The organism is Methylobacterium sp. WL103 (genome assembly GCF_008039885.1).
Taxonomy (GTDB): domain Bacteria; phylum Pseudomonadota; class Alphaproteobacteria; order Rhizobiales; family Beijerinckiaceae; genus Methylobacterium; species Methylobacterium cerastii.
In genome coordinates this window covers 1-1,327 of the sequence record NZ_VRUX01000881.1, presented here as the reverse complement: position 1 = coordinate 1,327, position 1,327 = coordinate 1, and the positions used below count along the sequence as shown (strand labels likewise).

1 protein-coding gene is annotated in these 1,327 nt (G+C 72.8%); it reads right to left on the bottom strand.

Annotation, left to right across the window (positions count from 1 at the left end; genetic code table 11):
- Positions 1-1,309 (bottom strand): ATP-binding protein (locus FV222_RS26365; protein ID WP_246685682.1); only part of this gene is annotated, 1,309 nt, incomplete at its 3' end.
- Positions 1,310-1,327: the final 18 nt, after the last annotated feature.

Below are 1,327 nucleotides of genomic sequence, written 5' to 3'. Positions count from 1 at the left end.
CCGGCGCAGGACCGGCCCGGCGGATCGCCTCGGCCGGCTCCGGTGCCGCGATCGGAATCCGCGCCCAGAAGGTCGAGCCCACGCCGACGCGGCTCTCCAGGCCGACGGTCCCGCCCATCGCCGCGATCAGGCGCTCGGCGATCGAGAGGCCGAGGCCGGTGCCGCCGAAGCGGCGAGTGGTGGATTGGTCGGCCTGGGTGAAGGCGGTGAAGACGCCGGCGATCTTGTCCTGCGGGATGCCGATGCCGGTATCCGTGACGGCGATCTCCAGCATCCGGCCGTCGTCGCGGGTGCCCATCCGGACGAGGACGTGGCCGGCTTCCGTGAACTTCAGCGCGTTCGAGACGAAGTTACTCACCACCTGCCCGAGGCGGACCGGGTCGCCGACCATCGCCGCCGGCACGTCCGCGCCGACCTCCACGGCCAGGTCGAGGCCGCCGTTGCGGGCGCGCTCGCCGAACAGGGTGACGACGGTGTCGGCGATCTCGCGCGGGCTGATCGTGGTGCGCTCGAGCTCGAGCTTGCCGGCCTCGACCTTCGCGAAGTCGAGGATGTCGTTGATGATCGCCAGCAGCGACTGGCCGGAGCGCGCGATCACCTCGGCGTAGCGGCGCTGGCGCGGCGGCAGGTCGGTGGCGGCCAGCAGTTCGGCCATCACCAGCATGCCGTTCATCGGCGTGCGGATCTCGTGGCTCATGGTGGCGAGGAAGGTCGACTTCGCGGCGTTGGCGGCGTCGGCCTGCTCGCGGGCCTCGCTGAGGTCGTGGGTCCGGACGCGGACCTCCTCTTCCAGGCCGGTGCTGTAGGCGGCGAGCTGCCGGTCGCGGACGTTCACCGCGCCAAGCAGGTCGTTGAAGGTCTGCGCCAGCGCGCCGACCTCGTCGTCGGTGGTGACGTCGGCGCGCCGGCTGTAGTCGTGGCGCGAGCGCACGGCGTCCATGGTGCCCGCAAGCGCGGTGAGCGGGCGCGTCACCGCGCGCTGCAGCCGGAGCGAGACCGCCAGGCCGACGAACACAGCGACGAGGCCGGCGAGCAGCGCGTTCAGGGCGACGTCGCCGAGGCGCTCGGCGAGGTCGCCGGTCTCGGCCACGACCACGACCCGGCCGATCGCGCGCTGGTTCTCCAGGACTGGCTCGCCGACCTTCAGCGTCCGCGTCAGCATCAGGGCGAGGAGCGAGGGCCGCTCGGTGGCGTCGAGGTCGAGGTCGTCGGCCAGCCGCAGCCCGATGCCCTGCTCGCCCAGGATGCTGCCGTCGGCGCGCAGCAAGGCGGCGTAGACGAGCGAGGGGTTGCGCGCGATCGCGCGCAACCCCTCGCTCGTCTACGC